At 41.5% G+C, this 19366-nt stretch carries 15 protein-coding genes and 1 tRNA gene; 11 read left to right on the top strand and 5 right to left on the bottom strand.

Going from position 1 to position 19366, the window contains the following annotated elements; translation table 11 throughout:
- Positions 1–6 precede the first annotated feature (6 nt).
- The 3 genes from ABJH64_RS19275 to dnaG all read right to left on the bottom strand — a co-directional run bounded on the left by ABJH64_RS19275 (position 7) and on the right by dnaG (position 3974).
- Positions 7–648 (bottom strand): hypothetical protein, encoded by a 642-nt coding sequence (locus ABJH64_RS19275; RefSeq protein ID WP_348275603.1) that lies wholly within the window; start codon positions 646–648, stop codon positions 7–9.
- 91 nt (positions 649–739) lie between these two features.
- Positions 740–1951 carry a bifunctional 3,4-dihydroxy-2-butanone-4-phosphate synthase/GTP cyclohydrolase II gene (locus ABJH64_RS19270; RefSeq protein WP_348299871.1) on the bottom strand — a complete coding sequence of 404 codons (1212 nt, stop codon included), beginning with the start codon at positions 1949–1951 and terminating at the stop codon, positions 740–742.
- Positions 1952–2036: 85 nt separating this feature from the next.
- A complete protein-coding gene (gene dnaG / locus ABJH64_RS19265) occupies positions 2037–3974 on the bottom strand; it encodes a DNA primase (RefSeq protein ID WP_348273802.1) in 1938 nt (645 codons plus the stop codon).
- 150 nt (positions 3975–4124) lie between these two features.
- Between dnaG and ABJH64_RS19260 the strand changes: the two genes are divergently transcribed.
- The 6 genes from ABJH64_RS19260 to ABJH64_RS19235 all read left to right on the top strand — a co-directional run bounded on the left by ABJH64_RS19260 (position 4125) and on the right by ABJH64_RS19235 (position 11599).
- Positions 4125–5219: an Mrp/NBP35 family ATP-binding protein gene (locus tag ABJH64_RS19260; protein ID WP_348273803.1), complete on the top strand. Its 1095-nt coding sequence runs from the start codon at positions 4125–4127 to the stop codon at positions 5217–5219.
- Positions 5220–5224: 5 nt separating this feature from the next.
- Positions 5225–5473 (top strand): NifU family protein, encoded by a 249-nt coding sequence (locus ABJH64_RS19255; RefSeq protein WP_320902480.1) that lies wholly within the window; start codon positions 5225–5227, stop codon positions 5471–5473.
- A gap of 14 nt (positions 5474–5487) precedes the next feature.
- Entirely contained in the window at positions 5488–8565 is a 3078-nt protein-coding gene (locus ABJH64_RS19250; protein WP_348273804.1) for a M43 family zinc metalloprotease, read from the top strand.
- Positions 8566–8795: 230 nt separating this feature from the next.
- Entirely contained in the window at positions 8796–9452 is a 657-nt protein-coding gene (locus tag ABJH64_RS19245; RefSeq protein ID WP_348273805.1) for a PASTA domain-containing protein, read from the top strand.
- A 4-nt stretch (positions 9453–9456) separates the two neighbouring features.
- Complete coding sequence (locus ABJH64_RS19240; RefSeq protein ID WP_348273806.1) at positions 9457–11298, top strand: T9SS type A sorting domain-containing protein; 1842 nt, start codon at positions 9457–9459, stop codon at positions 11296–11298.
- 4 nt (positions 11299–11302) lie between these two features.
- Positions 11303–11599, top strand: a complete 297-nt coding sequence (locus ABJH64_RS19235; RefSeq protein ID WP_348273807.1) for a rhodanese-like domain-containing protein — start codon at positions 11303–11305, stop codon at positions 11597–11599.
- Between the two features lie 215 nt (positions 11600–11814).
- Here ABJH64_RS19235 and ABJH64_RS19230 read toward each other — a convergent pair.
- A tRNA-Ile gene (locus tag ABJH64_RS19230) sits at positions 11815–11888 on the bottom strand.
- Between the two features lie 99 nt (positions 11889–11987).
- On the opposite strand from ABJH64_RS19230, the gene ABJH64_RS19225 reads away from it, so the two are divergent.
- Both ABJH64_RS19225 and ABJH64_RS19220 read left to right on the top strand, forming a co-directional pair.
- On the top strand, positions 11988–12617 hold the full coding sequence (locus ABJH64_RS19225) for an HAD family phosphatase (RefSeq protein ID WP_348273808.1): 630 nt from the start codon (positions 11988–11990) through the stop codon (positions 12615–12617).
- Positions 12610–13722: a site-2 protease family protein gene (locus ABJH64_RS19220; RefSeq protein ID WP_348273809.1), complete on the top strand. Its 1113-nt coding sequence runs from the start codon at positions 12610–12612 to the stop codon at positions 13720–13722. Before ABJH64_RS19225 ends, ABJH64_RS19220 begins: the two co-directional genes overlap by 8 nt.
- Positions 13723–14056: 334 nt before the next feature.
- On the opposite strand, the gene ABJH64_RS19215 is transcribed toward ABJH64_RS19220, so the two are convergent.
- Positions 14057–14827 (bottom strand): cupin domain-containing protein, encoded by a 771-nt coding sequence (locus ABJH64_RS19215; protein ID WP_348273810.1) that lies wholly within the window; start codon positions 14825–14827, stop codon positions 14057–14059.
- A gap of 228 nt (positions 14828–15055) precedes the next feature.
- Here ABJH64_RS19215 and ABJH64_RS19210 point away from each other — a divergent pair, with 228 nt between their 5' ends.
- The 3 genes from ABJH64_RS19210 (at position 15056) to ABJH64_RS19200 (ending at position 18839) form a co-directional block, all read left to right on the top strand.
- A complete protein-coding gene (locus ABJH64_RS19210) occupies positions 15056–15634 on the top strand; it encodes a YceI family protein (RefSeq protein ID WP_348273811.1) in 579 nt (192 codons plus the stop codon).
- Between the two features lie 570 nt (positions 15635–16204).
- Positions 16205–18427: a heavy metal translocating P-type ATPase gene (locus ABJH64_RS19205; RefSeq protein WP_348299320.1), complete on the top strand. Its 2223-nt coding sequence runs from the start codon at positions 16205–16207 to the stop codon at positions 18425–18427.
- 202 nt (positions 18428–18629) lie between these two features.
- The gene (locus ABJH64_RS19200) at positions 18630–18839 is read left to right on the top strand and encodes a hypothetical protein (RefSeq protein ID WP_348274043.1); all 210 of its coding nucleotides are present in this window, start codon (positions 18630–18632) and stop codon (positions 18837–18839) included.
- Positions 18840–19366 lie beyond the last annotated feature (527 nt).

The following is a 19366-nucleotide window of genomic DNA, read 5'->3' as shown; positions in this document are numbered from 1 at the left end:
TTAATCTTAATTCAGTTCGTTGTAATAGGCTGTAATACGAAGAAGATCTCCCCTCTTATCGTATTCCAAGCGGTTTTTCCGCATAAAAAGTGAGATCTCTTCATCATGCCCTGGAAGCATTTCGAAAAGCTCTTTTTTCTTCATGTTGTATTGTTCTATTTTTCCATTTTTCAAAAAATAATACTTAAAAGCTAACCTATAGCCCATCATGGATTGAGGCCCATAGAAAGGATTCATACCATAGCCACCCATCATGCCATAGCCGCCCATTCCCCGGGTATCTGTAGCTATGTATTCTCTGCAAAGCAACGCTAAATCATCACCCTGCGTCAAAACCTCAAAGAATATAGGAGTGGCGTAGTCAGATCCAACTGCATAAGGAAGACTGAAAAACTTACGAATTCCACCATAGACCTCATCGTAGATTTCAAAGTTAGTGACGTTGGCCGCTGTAAACGTTTCAACAGTTTGATCCTTCAGCTGTACGACATTGTTGTCCAAATCGTATTTGATTTCGCCTCCATAGGCCTTGCCATCGGTAGTGTAAATATTTCCTTTATGCCATACTCTGGAAGGAAATTCAGTCTGTGCAAATGAAGTAGATATGCCCAGAATTAATATGCTTAGCGAGAATAGTGCTTTTATCATGGTTTTCATCATGGCTTTATTTACGCAACAAATAGAAGTCAGGTTGATTGGCTCTACTATTATTGACAAATGTTAAGAAATGAACGGAGGCTTATTTCAAAATATTGTGCCCCATTTTATCCCTCTTGGTCTGCAAATACCGCTCGTTGTGCTTATTAGGCACTATTTCAATAGGAATTTGCTCTACGATCTCTAACCCATAACCCAAAAGTCCTACGCGCTTTTGAGGATTGTTGGATATGAGTCGCAACTTACTCACCTGCAAGTCGCGCAGGATCTGTGCTCCTACTCCATAATCTCTACTGTCTGATGGAAGTCCCAAAGCAAGATTTGCCTGAACGGTATCCATTCCTTCTTCCTGCAGTTTGTATGCTTTTAATTTATTAATCAGCCCTATTCCTCGACCTTCTTGATTCATGTATAGAATCACTCCTTTTCCCTCCTTGTTTACCATTTGCATCGCACTATGAAGCTGAGGGCCACAGTCGCATCGACAAGAACCAAAAATATCCCCTGTCATGCAGGAAGAATGTACACGAACCATTACCGGTTCATTTGGTTCCCATTTTCCTTTGAGGAGCGCTAAGTGTAGTTCTTGTGTATTCGTCTGACGGAAAGCTATCAATTCAAAATCTCCAAAATCGGTAGGAAGCTCAACGCCAATTTCCCTCTGGATAAGTGATTCATGCTTCAGACGATAAGCGATCAGATCTTTGATTGATACCAATTTAAGGTTAAACCGTTGAGCTACATGGACCAAATCAGGAAGTCGAGCCATCGTCCCATCTTCATTCATTATTTCCACCAAAACTCCAGCGGGAGAGAATCCTGCCAAACGAGCAAGGTCTATAGCCGCTTCCGTGTGTCCAGCTCTTCTGAGTACGCCACCTCTTTTTGCTTTTAAGGGAAAAATATGTCCTGGCTTACCTAATTCGCTAGGGTCAATGCTGTCATCTACAAGTGCTTTAATTGTCTTGGCACGATCAGCGGTGGAAATACCAGTGGTACATCCATGACCCACCAAGTCAACTGAAACGGTAAATGGGGTTTCAAAAGCTGCAGTATTATTCCCCACCATCAGTTCTAACCCAAGCTTTTCGCAGCGATCTTCTATCAATGGCGCACAGATCAATCCACGACCATGCGTGGCCATGAAATTGATGATTTCTGGCGTAACAGTCTCAGCAGCACAGACAAAATCACCTTCATTTTCTCTATCCTCATCGTCCACTACGATGATTACTTCTCCATTTTTGATAGCTTCAATAGCCTCTTCAATCGGATCTAGAATATATTTTTCCACGAAATTTGTGTTTGGATTATTTTTTAGAAAGGCAAATTTACACGCTTTCAAATGCTAAACAGGGGGAAGCCAAATAAAGTTTGGTTTACCCGATGACTATACCAAGCTCCTTATCAATCAGAAGTTGAACATTTTTGAGCTCTACATAGATTCCCATGAATTCATTCACTTTGTCATCGCCCAACTGTTCAGTCTCTGCGTTTTTTATTTTTACTTTAGCTTCTTCCATGAGCTTTTGCACCATCTTCCGCTTCAGTCGTAAAATTGATTTATAGCCAGTGAGCGTTAAGTTATCTGATTCTGTGTTGATTATGATCTGATGCGTATCCGCCCAATGTTGAGAGACTTCACGACGAACAGTAATCAAATCAATTACTTCTTTTTGTACTTCCTGATCTCCCAATCCTATGAAATATTCCGAGGTCGGGATCTCTCCTTGAGCCAAACTTGATCTATACAGCGCCAAGATTTTGACATAAATGGGGGTAGTGAACTCTAAATCTTCCGTCTCAGCTAGTAAATATTGGCACAGGTGCATTTCTTCCTCGGCCAACTTATGCCAGCCATAATTCACAAGAATCCGAATCATCTCTCGTTCTTGAATTTTGAGAATTTCTGAGAAAGATGTGGCTGTTTCATCAGGAATTAACTCTTCCATTGCCTGCTCAGCAAAAGCTTCATCCTTCTGACTAGCATTCCGATCCTTCTGACTTTTAATAAGGATCTTATTCAGCTCAGCATGAATGATGTCCTCCTCTATGCTCAATAAGTCAGAAGCTTCTTTGGCATAGACGGATCGAATGATCGGATCAGGAATTTTGCCAATGCTCTGAACTACCTCGCGAATCACCTCTGCTTTACGGATCGGATTTTTGGTGAATTCTTCCTTGTAAAGGCCAATTTTAAACCCAATGAAATCACGGCTGTTATTCTCCAAGTAATCCTGAAATGCCTGTGACCCGACTTTCCTCGAGTAACTGTCAGGATCTTCGCCGTCCGGAAAAACAACTGCCTTAACATTCAGTCCACCCTCCAGCAACAAATCAATCCCGCGAAGGGAAGCTTTGATCCCTGCCGCATCACCGTCATAGAGCACTGTCACCTGATCGGTAAATCGTTTGATCAGCTTGATCTGTCCTTCGGTCAAGGAAGTCCCTGAAGATGCCACCACATTCTCTATTCCCGACAAATGCAAACTGACCACATCGGTATAACCTTCTACGAGGTAGCAGTTATCCTTATCCCGAATTGCTTTTTTGGCTTGAAACATCCCATAGAGCACATCACTTTTGTGATAGACTGGGGTTTCTGGGGAATTGATGTATTTGGGTTGGTTCTTGTCTTTAGTGAGTATGCGAGCGCCAAATCCCAGTGGCTTCCCACTGATGTTATGAATCGAAAAAATCACTCGATTCCTAAATCGATCATAGATGCGCGTAGCATCGCCTTCTTTCTGAAGGATCAAACCGGCTTTGAGCAAAATCTCTTCTTTGAATCCTGCAGATTTTGCTGCATTCAGCAGATTATCCCACCCATCCAATGCATAGCCTAGATCGAACTTCTCAATGATCGCAGGAGTAAATCCGCGCTCTTTGAAATAACTAAGGCCTATTGACTTTCCTTCGGGAGTTTGTAGATTTTTCACAAAAAAGTCTCGAGCAAAACCCAAGGCGATCAATAAACTTTCTCGCTCATTTTGCGCTTCATTCTGCTCAGGAGTTCGCGTTTCGTCCTCTTCCACTTCTATACCATAGCGCCCCGCGATATGCTTGATCGCTTCTTGGAATCCGATTCCCTCTATGTCCATGACGAATTGAATCGGATCACCAGCCTTGCCACAGCCAAAGCACTTATAGATTTGTTTGGCGGGTGAGATCGAAAAAGAAGGGGTTTTTTCCCCATGGAATGGACAGTTAGCCCATAGATTTTGGCCTTTTTTCTTCATGGGCAGGTAATCACCGATTACCTCTTCGATGTCCATGCGTTCTTTGACCTTGTCCGTAGTAAGTTTGCTGATGCCCATAGGAAAATGAATGAGGCAAAGTTAATCGCTCCTTACGAAAAAGTAGAACTTTCTTCCATTTCAACTAGTTCAGTGATAGAATTGCTTTAAGTCATACTTCATTTAGAAGTCTTTTGGCTCTAAATTGCGCAAAATTACAACGATCACCTCATGCAGTTAACTAAGGAGAATATCCTAACTACCCTTTCCCGAGTTCAAGACCCAGATCTAAAAAAAGATTTGGTCACCTTGGGAATGATACAAAAAATTGAAATCAACGGAAATAAGGTCAGCTTCAACGTGGTCCTCACTACCCCAGCCTGCCCACTCAAAGAAGTGATCAAAAACAATTGTTTGGAAGCATTGGAGGAGGATTTCGGAACAGAACCTGAGTGGGATCTTTTCATGACTTCTCGGGTCACTACAGTTCGGGATGCAGCACCTCTTTTACCTCAAGTGAAAAATATCATAGCGATCGCTTCTGGCAAAGGAGGCGTAGGTAAGTCCACAACCGCGGTTAACCTTGCTGTTTCTTTGGCGAAAACTGGGGCAAAAGTAGGTCTGATCGATGCAGATATTTCTGGCCCGTCTATCCCAACTATGTTCAATGTAGAAGCAGAACAGCCAGCAGTCAAGAAAGTAGGTGACAAAAATATCATCGTTCCTATAGAACAGTACGGAGTGAAGTTGATGTCCATAGGATTTCTTACCCCTGTGGACAGTGCGGTGGTTTGGAGAGGACCAATGGCAAGTTCCGCATTGAAGCAGTTTATCTGTGATGTAGAATGGGGAGAGTTGGACTACTTATTAATTGATTTGCCTCCAGGAACATCGGACATCCATCTGACAATGGTACAGACAGTACCTGTAACAGGAGCGGTCATCGTGACGACTCCGCAGAAGGTCGCTTTGGCTGATGCGAATAAGGGTTTATCGATGTTCCGCCAGCCTCAAATTAACGTACCTATCTTAGGTGTTATTGAAAATATGGCTTATTTTACGCCAGAGGAACTACCGGACAACAAGTACTATATATTTGGTAAAGAAGGTGGCAAAAACTTGGCGAAGAAATATGATGTTGCGTTTTTGGGAGAAATTCCAATCGTGCAAAGTATCAGAGAAAGTGGGGATTCGGGCTATCCAGCAGTATTGAAAGAGGGTATTACCCAGGAATCATACAAAAATCTAGCAGAGGAAATCGCAAGACAAATAGCCATCAGAAATGCCTCTCACGGTAAAACAGAGGTAGTAGAAGTAAAAGCTTAAGATTTATGCAACCAGAACTTAGAGAACAAATTGAATTTGCCCTTGACACCATTCGTCCATATCTGGAGGCAGACGGCGGAAATGTAAGAATAGTGGAGTTGACGGATGATATGGTATTGAGATTGGAATTATTGGGTTCCTGCGGCTCTTGTCCCATGTCCACTATGACATTAAAAGCTGGAGTAGAAGAAGCAATCAAACGTGCAATTCCAGAAATCATACGCGTAGAAGCCGTCAACCTTACAGTTGCTTAACTTATAGATTCTTAATGAAAAAAGGTTTACGGGATATCACTAGAGCCAGTCTGCTCCTACTCGGAGTTTTTTTTGTGTTTTCAACTGGCTTTGCGCAGCAATTCCAAACCTTTGACATCACAAATCAGCTCAACCAAAGCAACTCACATACTCATAGAGAAAAATGTGGGCATGTGATTTTGGAAGAAAAAATGGAAAAGGAATTGGGCTATTTTGGTTCAAAACCATTTTTTGAAAGCTGGATAAACGATAAAATCGAAGACCTCACTTTACAACCGCAGATTCTTTCACGACTCAATGCGGAACCTATTCTAATCCCAGTTGTAGTTCACGTTATACACAATGGAGAAGCCCTAGGACAGACGGTCAACGTGCCACTCGTTCAAATAGAGGAACAAATTAGAATCCTGAATGAAGATTTCCAGCGCTTGAATGCAGATAGGATCAACACCCCTGCTCAATTCCTTCCAGCAGCCGGGATGATAAATATTCAATTCGTACTCGCCAAACAGGACCCTTCAGGGTTACCTACCGATGGAATCACCCGAACACAAGGAACGAAATCTGCCTATGATCCCAATACCGATGCTACCGTCATCGGTCAGTTGATCCAATGGGATCCCAATGAATACATGAATATGTATGTCACTAGGTTAGTAACTCCATTTATAGGCTATGCATCATTTCCTATTTCAGATCTCCCCGGGCTTGCTGGAGCTCCCACTTCTTCCATTACCGACGGGGTAGTTGTTGATTACAGGTATTTTGGTACAGGAGGAAATGCCGTCTCTGCTTCCAAAGGTAGGACTGCTACTCATGAGGTAGGACATTTCTTTGGTCTTCGACACATCTGGGGAGACGGTGGCTGTGGAGTGGATGACTTCGTTGCAGATACACCATTGCAAGACAATTCAAACAATTCCTGCAGCCCTACGATCAGTAGATTTAGTTGCGGTTCCGACGATATGATCCAGAATTACATGGACTATACGCCAGATGCCTGCATGAATTTATTTACAAAAGGTCAGGTAGATCGCTTCGAAGTGGTATTGAGAAATAGTCCGAGAAGAGTGACTTTGGTGAACAACAGAGCGACCGTTGAGCCTGTGCTCGCTGATAATGACCTGGCAATAGCTCAGGTCATACAACCTGGACTTTTCGAGTGCGATCCTTTGATTAGCCCTTCTATTGTAGTCCTAAATGCAGGGAAAAATACCCTGACATCAGGGGTGGTAGAACTTAGAAGAAACGGTGCACTACTTGAATCAAAAAGATTCACATTTAATCTACAAACGGGAGAAAGAAGCACGGTTAGCTTCACCGACTTCACCCTGCTACCTAGTTCTAATAACATAGAGTTTAGAATCACCCAAGCAAATGACACGGCGGATTCCAATGTGGGAAATAACTCTAAAACAGTTAATCCCATGCTAGAACAAGCAGTAGGTCTGCCCTATACCACCAATCTTTCTACGTTCCCAGCTCCGTGGACAATTACGAATCCCGATGAGCAGGTTACTTGGGAAAAACGAAATTTAATTCTCTCCGGGGTTCCTCAGGATGTTCTCTACATTCAGCACTATGAATATGAAGCTCCAGGAGAACTTGACTATTTTATCTCCCCAATCATTGATTTGTCCCAATATCCAAATGCACAGCTTGTATTTGAAATGGCGTACGCTCAATATGAGCAAGCAGGATTTTCAGATAAACTTATTATAGCAGTTTCTCAAGATTGCGGAAACACATTTGACTTGGCAAACGCACCTTATAATAAATCAGGTCAGCAGCTAGAAACTACAGCCGCCACCTTAGATGAATTTGTCCCATCGAATAATAATCAGTTCAGGACGGAGTTAGTAAACCTGAATGATTATTCCGATTTGGGAGCCGTACGACTGGCCTTTATAACGGAGAATGCATACGGGAATAATATATATATTAAAAACATCAGAATTCTACCTAATGAGGAGTTCTTCTATGATATGAGTGTGGATGCGCTCGTCGCACCTAATCCCATAGCAGATGGGACAAATGAAACTGAAATAGTCACTTTGACCAATACTGGTAACTTGCCTATTTCTAGCTTTGTGTTCACACGAACTACAAATATCACATCCACACAAGCCTTCGTAGCAAGTGGCACATCGGTAGATCCCGGCGAAAGTTTCAACGTAAGCGTACCTAATTCCACTTCAAATGGAAAGAACAGTTTGAAGTTTAGAACTTCTGCCCCCAACTTTGATCAGAACGGAAATAATTCAGATAGCCTTACCCGATACATTATAGAAGATGCTACTTCTATTCAAGCTCCTTGGAGGCAAAATTTCAATAACTCGGGTTCACTGACTCCGTGGCTGACTGTAAATCCTGAAAAGGACGCTAGTGCATGGACAATTCAATCTGCAGCAGCAGGCGATGGTCCTAATAACGTAGCCAGACAAATCACCTCTGCGCCAGATCAATCCTACTGGTTAGGCTCACCTAAGTTTGATCTTTCTGTAAGTAAACAAGCAAGTATTTTCTTTGACCTGGCCGCGGGACAAGTGAGTTCCACTACAACGCTAAAAGTATTGGCTAGCTCAAATGGAGGAACTAATTACAGCGAAGTATGGACTGCCACTGGTTCGGATTTATCAACAGTACCGGTAGGTGAAGCCAATCCAAATACTACCGGAGATTATGTTAGAAAATATGTGAATCTAACTGAATTTGCAGGACCAGGTAAAACTGACGTACGCCTAGCATTTGTAGTTGAAAACGGAAATTTGACTGATGCACCTATTTATTTAGATAATATTGAGCTATTCCTGAATGCTAACCCTAATCCGGTGATTCCTGCTGTTGGCATGTCGCTGATTTATCCTAATCCAGCTCGAGAGGTTTTCAATATTGCGTTCAATTTACCTGACTTTGAAGATGTGACCATTCAGGTGATTTCTAGCACGGGAGCTTTGGTACAGGAAATTGAGTACCCTGGCACCTTAAACCAGACTTATACATTCAGTACTCAGTTGTTTTCTAAGGGAGTATTTATAGTGACGATTTCTAGCAATACTATTCGAGAAACGAGGCGAATAATCATTAATTAATCAAAAATAGGCCGAAGAAAATCTCTTCGGCTTATTTTTTGCCTTTGTATTTCATCAGTTTTAGAGCAAAGCTTCGTTGTAAGGATTGAATTTCCCGCTTATCTTTAACTCTTCTAATTTCTCAGGTATTACATTCAACAGCACTTTTGAAAAAGATATTAATTAACCTCCTAGTGATTTTTGGAATAACAGTTTTACTGGGTTTCCTTTTCTTGAAAATCTACCTTCCTATGTACACCAATCATGGTGAATCGGTTTCAGTCCCTGATTTGTCAGGCTATACCTTTGACGAAGGAATCGACATTCTGGATCGGGCAAATCTTCAATATGAAGTTTCTCTTGACTCTGGATTCAATACAGACTTGAAGACTTTTGCCATTTTAAAGCAAATTCCAGAAGCTAACGCACAAGTAAAAAGTGGAAAAACTATTTACCTAACGCTAAATGCCAAGAACCCACCTATGCTTAAAATGCCAAATTTGGTCAATACACATTTGAAAAATGTTCAGGACATTTTGGCCAACATGGGACTAGAAAGAGGAGACATTGTGTACGTGCCAGATATCGCTCCCAATATTGTTTTGGAACAAAAATATAGAGGCGTGAATGTGCGTGAAGGATTTGAAATCCCTAAAGGCGCCAGAATTGACTTAGTTGTAGGTGACGGAAATGGCAACCAAATCCTAGCTGTGCCTGATCTGAGAGGAATGGATGAAGTGGAAGCAGAATTTTTGATTTTGGGTTCCAGTCTTAGAGTGGGTAATAAGTATTATCTTGAGACTGACTCAGTAGCCGTTGGGAAGGTATTAAGACAAGGTCCTCCTGCAGGTCAACAAGTGAAAACAGGTGATTTAATAGACCTTTGGATAGCAAAGGATAATTTGTAGGCACATGTTCCAACCACTCCATAAATTTCGAATGATAGGGATCATTTCAACCCTTTTCATCTCGACTTTGGCTCATGGCCAATTGGTGGAGTTAGCACCTATCCAGCATCAAAAGTTTAAAAAGCACAGCGAATCCTTACTCAACACTAGAACTTCAAATGCAAACACGCTTCCGTTTTGGGATGATTTTTCCCAAGGAATAGACACCCTGAAATGGACGGTAACAGGAGCTTCATATTCTGAAACAATCGGCCTGAATGCTCCGTCACTTGGGATGATTTTGCTTGATGGAGTGGATGCAAACGGCAATCCTTATTCTTTAACTCAGACTGATCAAGGTAATACCGACTACCTAACCTCTAAGCCATTTGACCTGACGGGATTAAATTCAGCCGATACTGAAAGCCTTTTTTTGAGTTTCTATTGGCAGGCTGCGGGCAGGGCCGAGCTTCCTGATGAAAATGATCAATTGACCTTACAAATCCTTAAATCAGATGGAAGTTGGTTAACTATTTGGCAACAACGCGGTGGACCGCAACTGAACAAAGAAGTTTTTACCCAGGAAATAATCAAAATTCTACCTATCTGGCAACATACAAATTTCCAATTCAGATTTTTTGCAGAAGGACGACAATCTGGCCCCTTTGACAGCTGGTTGCTTGATTACATCTATCTGAATGATGGTAGGTCTGCAAATGATTTATTCTATAGAGACAGAAGCTTGACTAGAACGAATGAGCTTAGAATCGGGAAGTATGGCGCCTACCCCTATGAACTGCTAGAAGGCAATCAATCTGGTACATGGAGCACTATACAAAATGAATTCTATAATCTGGAAAACAGATTTCGAGCGATGGAATACTCTATTTCTATCACCGATTCATCAACGTTTACCAACACTCCTATCAATCTAAATACTCCTTTCAATCCTGTACCAAACGCCCTAGAACGAAGAGTATTTGAAAGTAGAGAGTTTGACAACATCCCAGTACCTACAACCGAAACTGTTCTGGAGATAATTTCTTCTATCACGACGGGCGACGAATTGTTATTTGAAGTTGACTTATTGACCAGGGATACGACATTTTATAGCACTGTAAACTACGCTCTGAATGACACTGTGAGAACTTCGCTCCCACTCCTAGACTATTTTGCTTATGACAATGGATCAGCGGATTATGCAGCGGGGATTAATCAAAAATCAGGACAATTAGCGGTTAAATACACGGCGCCGAAAGAAGTTTTCATCAAGGGGATTTCTATCAATTTCTCTAACCCCAAACAAGCCAATCAAGCCATAGATATTAATGTGTGGAAAGAGCTAGATCAGCCGCCTATTTTCACTAGAGAAGATCTCATCTCTGTGAAAGAAGCAGGCCAGGAGTTTCTTTATTATTCTTTGGACACGAACTTAAGGGTGGATGGTGATTTTTATATTGGATTTACTCAGTTTACTGATGACTTCCTTCACGTGGGTCTCGACAAGGTAAATGATACCGGAGAAACGCTGTTTTACAATGTGGTAGGTGCTTGGGCTCAAAATACCGAAATACAGGGTTCATTGATGATTAGACCGCACATCAGCCTTACTGCTCCTTTTGAAGTAGCTGTGGTGCCAGAGGAAAATATAAGGATCTATCCTAACCCAGTAGAAACCCATCTAAATCTCGAAGGCCGATTCAGTGAGGCAAGAGTCTTTGATTCTTTTGGCCGAGAGATTTTTCTTGAGCGTCAACTTTCACCTACGGGAGAAATTGTTAATTTTAATGGACAGCGACCTGGCGTATATGTTTTGAACCTTGTCACGGAAGCTGGAATGAAATCATATAGAATTTTAGTCAAATAATCATATGGAAGATATAACTGTAGAAGACCTGAAATCCAGATTGGAAAAAAATGAAAAATTCGTGTTTCTTGACGTCCGAGAAGAGTGGGAATACGAAGATGATAACTTAGGTGCCATAAATATTCCCTTGGCCGATCTTCCAACTAGATTGGATGAAATAGAAAGCTACAAAGACAGTGAAATCGTGGTTCATTGTCGCTCAGGTGCGAGAAGCATGAATGCCAAGAAATTCCTTGAGTCCAAAGGCTTTTCGAAAGTCAGAAACACAACCGGTGGGATTTTGGCCTACAGAAATTTATAATCGAGACTCCCTTCGGGGAGTTTTTTTCATTTAAAAGCGTACGTCAAACTGTACGTTAAAAACAAAAAACCCTGTTTATCGACTGCAAACAGGGTTTTTGTGTGCCCACTTGGAAGCGAACCAAGCACCTAGTGTCACGATGAATCTTGATAGTCAGTTGTTTTTTTATTCGGTCATAAAAAAACCCTCTATACATTTCTATATGAGGGTTTTTGTGGGCCCACCTGGAATCGAACCAGGCACCTACTGATTATGAGTCAGTTGCTCTAACCGAATGAGCTATAGGCCCGAACTAAAACCTAAGATTTAGACTTGTAATTGCCTTAAACCTTGGTTTTCGGAGTGCAATGTTACATATTTGAATGCAAATACACAACCCAATTTTCGAATGAATAATGCCCCCGATGCAGACTTTCTGATTTTTGATCTAGGCAACGTCATAATTGATCTTGATTATCCAAAAGCTCTCCAACGCATCAAAGAAGAAGTTTCAACTGATTTTCACAGCAGAGTAGATAGCTTTTATATCACTGATTTTCACAAGGATTACGAGAGAGGAATTATTAATTCCAGTCAATTTCGTGAGGAGGTCAGGAGCTATTTTCAACAGTCATGGGCGGACCAAAAAGTGGATGAATTATGGAATTGTTTGCTAAAAAGCATCCCTGTTCAAAGGCTAGAATTAATTTCAAAACTTAGAAAAAATTTTCAAATCGGTGTCTTAAGCAATACAAACTTGATCCATATTGAGGCTGTAAATCGAATTTTGCAGAATGAGCATGGCATAGAAAACTTCGGTCCTCTAGTGGACTGGTTGTTTCTAAGTCATGAAATGGGACTAGCAAAGCCATCCCCAGAAATTTACGAAAAGATGCTTGGAGACTTAGGCACTACTGGTGACCGTGTGATTTTTTTCGATGATTTGCAGGCAAATGTAGAAGGAGCAAGAGCAGTAGGAATTAAAGCCGTACACGTGACTGGTCCTGAAGTCATTTTCGACTATTTCAAGAATGTATAGCAATAAGGAATACTTCCGTCACGGACTCTTATTTATCACTACCCTTATTGCCACTACGCTGGCTGGTGGAGAATGGGTGTATGGAAAGTCAGTTTTAGGCGTAGAAGAAAGTCTCCTCACCTGGGAATATTTTTGGAAATCAATGGCCTTTTCCATTCCATTCATAGGAATTTTATTGATCCATGAGCTAGGTCACTTTTTCTTGGCTGTTTATCATAAAGTCAAATGCACGCTACCGTATTTCATTCCGGGCTGGTTAGGATTTATTGGAATTCCCACCATCGGTACATTTGGAGCGGTGATTCAGATGAAGGGCTTCGTTAATAGCCGAAAAAAATTCTTTGACATCGGTGTAGCAGGACCATTATCAGGTTTTGTGATCGCACTTGGAGTCTTGATATATGGCTTTGCTACTCTTCCTGAATTAGACTATATCCACACCATTCATCCTGAATATGCAGATCCGGATTTTCAAGGTTTCTCTGAAGGCTCTTTAGATTTTGAGCTTGGGAATAATCTACTTTTTTGGGGGCTTAGCGAGATTTTCGCAGATCCTAATCGCATGCCAGCCATGTCGGAAGTCATCCATTATCCCTATCTGTTTGCAGGGTTTCTTGCCCTGTTTTTCACTGCTTTGAATCTTCTCCCGATTGGACAGTTGGATGGAGGGCATGTGGTTTTTGGGCTTTTTCCCAAGCTTCATAAGGAAATTTCTCTAGCTGCCTACACTTTGTTTATACTGTATGCGGGTATGGGAATGATCAGTCCCTATTCTCCTGTGGAGGATTTGGCACTTTGGATACCGCTCTACATAGGATTTCTATTTATATGCTTCAGCAAGTCTGGCTTGACGATGCAAAATAGAGTTGCCCTGGTGCTATGTATTGCCGCAGTACAGTATGGAATATCCTTCGCCAAACCTGACCTGCAAGGCTATCAAGGTTGGCTGTTTTATGGATTTTTGCTTGGAAGAATCATGGGGATCAAGCACCCAGAGGTATCAGGATTTAAAGCCTTGGATGGGAAAAGAAAACTTTTAGGATGGCTGGCTATTTTGATTTTCATTTTATGCTTCTCTCCTCAGCCATTTATTTTCAATGAGTAATCTCATCGAAAATTCATAAGACTATCCGCTTTTCTACCAGTAAGGTGGAATAAGCAATGTAGCAAATGTTAAACTTAAGAATTGAGGCCGCTTCGATCTTCCAACCAGATAAGCAAGGAATATAAGGTGACTGCCATTATTACAGATAATCATATTAATTATTCAGAATTTGTTGACAACATCATAAAAGTCAAGACTTTAAAAAAAATCAATCCACCTTAAGGTATTCCTCAGAATACTCAAACTTATGCAATACAAGAAGATGGTTAGAAATAAAAAACAAGCAGAAAAACTGATGCAGCAGTCTATCTTCTAAAGTTGGGAATGGAGAAATCTACTTCCACTTAAATGCAAAGTATGAGGTCGGCAGATCAGAAGTGTTGCGTATGCTATGTATGGATTGTGATTCCATGAAATAAAAATCACCGGCAGTGGCCGTATATTCCTTGCCATCGATAAGCTGAGCAGTTTCACCAGAGATCATCAGAATTATTTCAGTTTCCTCGTGCGAATGCGGTTCGTGACTCGCTACTTTTCTATCGAGCGTAGTGACGTGCATCTCTAGCCTTTCGCACATCGCGGTTGGTCTATCGAAGTAAGAGCGCACACCTCCCACTGCGGTAGATTTATAGGCTAGCGAATCTGAATTGAACAACATAGTACCTCCCGACAACAATGCTCTTTCCATATTCATAGGTTTCTTGGAGCGGTATCGTATCACATAATAGGTAAGCGGTGTATCACCCGCGTTCTTAACCGAATGCATCTGCTGCGGCATGAGTGAAAACACACCGTTTGTCCCCAATAGAATCCCTTTCCCATCGATCATCACCTCCATCAACCCTTCTTTCACGATAAGCAATTCTTCAATATCGGCATTAGCATGAGCCGCGCTGGGTGCTGCGCCCACAGCCTGAGTAGTGGCATGCATCGACAAATATTCCAAATGAGTAGAAACACCTTTCAGAATGGGTCTTGAAATCCGGTCGCCGTTGGTTTTTGCATCAAGATCATTCCAGTGAAAAACACCAGATTGGATGGGTTGGAGTTGAGCAAAAGCAGAAAGTGACATACAGCAAAAGAGAAAAAGAAGGAAATTTTTCATACAAAAATCTAGAGGGATCTTGATAAATATAGAGAATTGAAATTAATATCTAGATGGCTTAACTTCGAAAATACCCGCTTCACTAGTCTTCAATTACCAATAAAATAAGTAAAATACCAATAGTATAAATTACCGTCAGATTTTAATAAGTAAGAACTTTATAAGTCTAGGAACGTCTATAGACGTACATTTCCTTGAAATTTACTCATTAAACCAAATTCACTGCTCATGAAAATATTATCTCTCATCCTCGCGGCTGCTTTTACTGCATTTTCTTTTCCAAAAGAATCCGCAAACGTGAATACTGCAGAAAGCACCATCACTTGGACAGCAAAAAAAGTAACAGGTCAACATCACGGAAAAGTGCCGATCACAGCTGCCTCGCTTGATTACAAAAATGGTAGAATCATAGGAGGAACCTTTGAAATGGACATGACTAGCCTAACGGTGGAAGACATCACAGATCCAGGATCCAATAAAAAACTAACCGATCACCTGAAATCAGATGATTTTTTCTCTGTAGAAAAACACAAAATTTCAGTTTTTAAATTAACCAACGCAAAAACCAGCAACGGCAAAGATTACGAGCTGACCGGAGATCTGACGATCAAAGGAATCACAAAGCCAGTGACCTTCCCCGCTACCGTGAATGTCAAAGATGGAAAAATAACAGCTTATGGAAAGTTGACTTTTGATCGTACGCACTATGATATCAAATTCCGATCTGGCACCTACTTTGAAAACTTGGCAGATAAGCTCATTTACGATGAGGTAGAACTCGATGTAAAACTCGTTGCCAGTGAGTAAACTGGATTCTCTTCAAGCAGAAAAGGTCGGGACATCCCGGCCTTTTCTAGTTGAGATCAACTTTGAAAAAACCTCATCAACTCATTAATAAATCTCAGCTTTTTAGCTCCGTTTTTTCTCGAGTAAAATCTAAACTCTTTGGTAACCCATGAAGCTTTTTCAACTATGACTAACATATTTTATGATTATCCGCTTTTCTACCAGTAAGTTGGAATAAGCAATGTAGCAAATGTTAAACTTAAGAATTGAGGCCGCTTCGGTCATCGGGCTTCCAACCAGATAAGCTAGGAATCTAAGGTGACTGGCATTATTGCAGATAATCATATTTATTTTTTTACTTAAAAATGGGACAAACTGTGAAAGGAAAAATAATCTCAAGAATTGGTGAAGCTCCGACAGCCTACACTATAGCCAGGTAAGCAAAGAATCTAAAGTGCCCGATATCATTTCCTACAACTAAATAGATAAATTTTAAACATCAAAATCTTATAACTTTTACACAAAATTTCATGACAGTTCCCTGTCCTAGTCTATTTAAGTTTGTAATGTCAAAACAAGACTAACCAACTGATGACAAACTTGAGCATCCATAAAGAAACTTTTCCAGTCACCGGAATGACCTGCGCCGCCTGTGCGTCCAGTGTAGAGACCATTCTTACCTACACCGATGGCGTCAAATCCGCACAGGTGAACTTCGCTTCCAATACAGTTCTGATTGAATACACAGACGAAATTGACCCGGAGGGATTAAGCGCAGCTCTTTCAGCCGTGGGCTATGGATTGATCACAGCCTCAGAGAATGTAGAGGAAACAGTCACAAGCAACCAGCAAAACCATTATCGAAAACTGAAGCGAGACACCCTAGGTGCAGCAGTTTTGACCCTTCCAATTTTTGTTATCGGGATGTTTTTCATGCATTGGGGCCCGGGTTCGTGGATTTCTCTTGCCTTAGCCATACCTGTACTTTCAGTATTTGGTAGCCGATTTTTCGTCAGTGCCTGGAAGCAAGCCAAAAACAAAACTGTCAACATGGACACCCTGGTGGCGTTGAGCACCGGCATCGCCTTTATTTTCAGCTTGTTCAACACCCTCTTCCCAGAGTTTTGGATCAGTCGTGGTTTTGATCCGCACGTCTATTATGAGGCAGCTACAGTGATTATCACGTTTATTCTTTTTGGAAAAATGCTTGAAGAAAAAGCAAAGTCCAAAACTTCCTCAGCGCTCAAAAATCTCATGGGGCTTCAGCCCAAGACTTTGAAGATAGTAGTAGAGCATGGGGAAAAGGAAATCCCAATCTCTGAGGTACAAAAAGGGAATGAAATCATAGTTCGCCCCGGAGAAAAAATTCCAGTAGATGGCCAAGTCACCTCAGGAAAATCCTTTGTAGATGAAAGTATGATCAGTGGCGAGCCTATTGCAGTTGAGAAATCAACAGGGGAAAAGGTTTTTGCCGGCACGATAAACCAAAAGGGAAGTTTTCAATTCAAAGCTGAAAAAGTGGGAAGTGAAACTTTGCTCTCCCAGATCATCAAGCGAGTGCAGGAAGCGCAGGGTTCCAAAGCGCCAGTTCAAAAACTCGTGGATAAAATAGCTGCTATTTTCGTCCCAACAGTCATCGCTATTTCGATACTTACCTTCATCATTTGGATGGTTTTTGGAGGGGAAAATGCCCTTTCCCATGCCATTCTGAATGCCGTCGCTGTGCTAGTGATTGCTTGTCCATGCGCGTTGGGATTAGCTACCCCTACTGCCATTATGGTTGGGATAGGAAAAGGTGCCGAAAACAACATCCTGATAAAAGATGCTGAAAGCCTGGAAATAGCCCATCAAGTCAATGCAATCATCTTGGACAAAACAGGCACCATCACCGCTGGCAAACCTACTGTCTCAACCATCAAATGGAAAAGTAGGGAAATCGAAACTGAATTTGCTCCCGTTTTGCTTGGTATTGAATCTAAGTCAGAGCATCCTTTAGCAGATGCCGTTAGCAAGAATTTAATTCAAAACGGTGTAAAACCAGCCGTTTGTGAGGATTTCCAAAGCTTAACTGGAAAAGGTGTGGAGGCCAAGAATCAAGCGGGACAAAAGTTCTCAGTTGGAAATAGAAAGCTATTGCTCGAAAAACAACTAGCGCTGGATTCAGAACTGGAAACTCTGGCCAAAACCTGGAGTGAGCAAGCTGAAACAGTGATTTTCTTTGCCAATGAGACAGAAGTCCTTGGCATATTGGCGATTTCTGACGAAATAAAACCAAGCTCCAAATCAGCGATACAGAAGCTGAAAGACAAAGACATAGCGGTCTATATGCTAACCGGCGACAACCGACAAACCGCTGCTGCAGTAGCCAAAGAAGTTGGTTTGACGGATTTCAAAGCTGAGGTAATGCCATCAGACAAATCTGACTTTGTCAAAAATCTACAGTCAAAGGGGAAAATCGTAGCGATGGTTGGAGATGGCATCAACGATTCAGAAGCTTTGGCGCAAGCCAATGTCAGCATCGCCATGGGGCACGGGTCGGATATCGCCATGGACGTAGCCAAAATGACCATCATATCCTCAGATCTGGAGGTAATTCCCAAAGCGTTAAATTTGTCAGATCAGACGGTAAAAGGCATAAAAGAAAATCTCTTTTGGGCTTTTATTTACAATCTGATCGGAATACCGATAGCAGCAGGAGTCCTTTATCCTATTAATGGCTTCCTACTTGACCCCATGATTGCCGGAGCTGCTATGGCTTTCAGTTCGGTTTCGGTGGTTTTAAACAGCCTTAGACTGAAAAGCAAACCTATCTAAACGTCATTATTCAAAATTCAACATTGCTCATTCTAAATTCAAAAGAGTAAAAAGTAGCAATACATTACAATACATACTCAAACCATTTCTGTCAGTCCGAACGAAGTCGTGGACCCGCTATAACGGAATTGGCTTCAACTTCGCTCAGCCTGACAAATACAACCTAAATTTTACAATTTTAAAATCTTCCAATCCCTATCAAATGAAAACTCAAAAATTCAAAACCAATATTGCCTGTGGCAATTGCCTGGCAAAGGTCACTCCGCTTCTAGATTCTGAACCAAAAATCGATTCCTGGTCAGTGGACTTGCAGAGCGACGATAGAATCCTCACCGTAGTATCTAATGACATCACAGCTGATGAAGTCTTCAGAACGGTGATTAAAGCAGGATTTATTGCTAAACCCTTGTGACATTGGTAAACTGAAAAGTGAACTGAAATTGCGTAAATCCCTATTCACCTGCACCACTCTCCTCTTCTTATTTCTCCTGTCTTTCATCTTCTAAAAGGTACTGCCTCTGTCACATCCTACCACCTTTCCGGCTCAGATCGACAATTTCTCATTTTGTTTAAACCTATTCAGGAATTAGATTTCATATCATTTGACAAGCCTCTCTCTGCGTTGGTGGGGTAAATTGGCGCTGGGAAATCTACTTTGCTCAAAGCGCTATCGATGAAATTTCTGGCAGGAAGGTTGAAGGCAGAGGGTATCTACTTAATCGATGAACCTGAAGCGGCACTAGCTCCGCAACGGCAGGTGGTTCTTTTTTCTTTGGTTAAAAATCCGACTGAAACCGCGAATGCCAGTTCATCAAAGCCACTCAATCTCCTATATTAATGCTGCATCCAAACACGACAATCTTCCAGTTTGGAGAACAAAACCAACAAGTACTCTACGTAGAGACTGAGAATTTTACTATTCACAAAAATTCCCCTAAC

Origin of the sequence: Algoriphagus sp., from assembly GCF_039969895.1 — a bacterium.
In the GTDB taxonomy this organism is placed as follows: domain Bacteria; phylum Bacteroidota; class Bacteroidia; order Cytophagales; family Cyclobacteriaceae; genus Algoriphagus.
The sequence above is the reverse complement of the archived record's forward strand: the minus strand, read 5'-3'. Positions and strand labels throughout refer to the sequence as shown.

Coding starts and splice junctions, on each gene's coding strand:
- ABJH64_RS19275 (WP_348275603.1), bottom strand. CDS start 648: ATGATAAAAGCACTATTCTCGCTAAGCATATTAATTCTGGGCATATCT.
- dnaG (WP_348273802.1), bottom strand. CDS start 3,974: ATGGGCATCAGCAAACTTACTACGGACAAGGTCAAAGAACGCATGGAC.
- ABJH64_RS19260 (WP_348273803.1), top strand. CDS start 4,125: ATGCAGTTAACTAAGGAGAATATCCTAACTACCCTTTCCCGAGTTCAA.
- ABJH64_RS19255 (WP_320902480.1), top strand. CDS start 5,225: ATGCAACCAGAACTTAGAGAACAAATTGAATTTGCCCTTGACACCATT.
- ABJH64_RS19250 (WP_348273804.1), top strand. CDS start 5,488: ATGAAAAAAGGTTTACGGGATATCACTAGAGCCAGTCTGCTCCTACTC.
- ABJH64_RS19245 (WP_348273805.1), top strand. CDS start 8,796: ATGTACACCAATCATGGTGAATCGGTTTCAGTCCCTGATTTGTCAGGC.
- ABJH64_RS19240 (WP_348273806.1), top strand. CDS start 9,457: ATGTTCCAACCACTCCATAAATTTCGAATGATAGGGATCATTTCAACC.
- ABJH64_RS19235 (WP_348273807.1), top strand. CDS start 11,303: ATGGAAGATATAACTGTAGAAGACCTGAAATCCAGATTGGAAAAAAAT.
- ABJH64_RS19225 (WP_348273808.1), top strand. CDS start 11,988: ATGAATAATGCCCCCGATGCAGACTTTCTGATTTTTGATCTAGGCAAC.
- ABJH64_RS19220 (WP_348273809.1), top strand. CDS start 12,610: ATGTATAGCAATAAGGAATACTTCCGTCACGGACTCTTATTTATCACT.
- ABJH64_RS19215 (WP_348273810.1), bottom strand. CDS start 14,827: ATGAAAAATTTCCTTCTTTTTCTCTTTTGCTGTATGTCACTTTCTGCT.
- ABJH64_RS19210 (WP_348273811.1), top strand. CDS start 15,056: ATGAAAATATTATCTCTCATCCTCGCGGCTGCTTTTACTGCATTTTCT.
- ABJH64_RS19205 (WP_348299320.1), top strand. CDS start 16,205: ATGACAAACTTGAGCATCCATAAAGAAACTTTTCCAGTCACCGGAATG.
- ABJH64_RS19200 (WP_348274043.1), top strand. CDS start 18,630: ATGAAAACTCAAAAATTCAAAACCAATATTGCCTGTGGCAATTGCCTG.